Here is a 379-nt window from a genome sequence, read left to right as displayed (position 1 = left end):
GCGGCAATTGCGTCACCGTCTCCAACACCGTCTGGGCCGGAATGGTGGCGCACGGCGCCGAAGCCGATCTTGATCCGGCGCGCGCCGGTGCGGCGTTGCGCGCGCTCATTCGCGAGCGCGCTGCGGCCGGTGGCGACCCGCTGCGCTTCGCCGTGGTGCATCCGCATTCCGGGCACAATTACGAACTCCGCTACTGGCTCGCCGCCTGCGGCATCGATCCGGGGCGCGAAATCGAGATCGTCATCGTGCCGCCGCCCTTCATGGCGGATGCGCTGGCCACCGGCCGCATCGACGGGTACTGCGCAGGCGAACCTTGGAACAGTGCTGCGGTTGCCGCCGGCACCGGGCATATCGTCACCGTCAAGGCGCGGATATGGCG

General features: G+C 69.4%; 1 protein-coding gene. It reads left to right on the top strand.

Annotation, left to right across the window (positions count from 1 at the left end; translation table 11 throughout):
- Positions 1-379, top strand: a 379-nt coding sequence (locus EOA22_RS37240; protein ID WP_164756363.1) for an ABC transporter substrate-binding protein, incomplete at both ends; no start/stop codon positions are given.

This window comes from Mesorhizobium sp. M7A.F.Ca.US.014.04.1.1 (genome assembly GCF_003998745.1).
Classification (GTDB): domain Bacteria; phylum Pseudomonadota; class Alphaproteobacteria; order Rhizobiales; family Rhizobiaceae; genus Mesorhizobium; species Mesorhizobium ciceri.
Note: the sequence above shows the minus strand (reverse complement) of the source record. Positions and strands in the feature narration are given on the sequence as shown.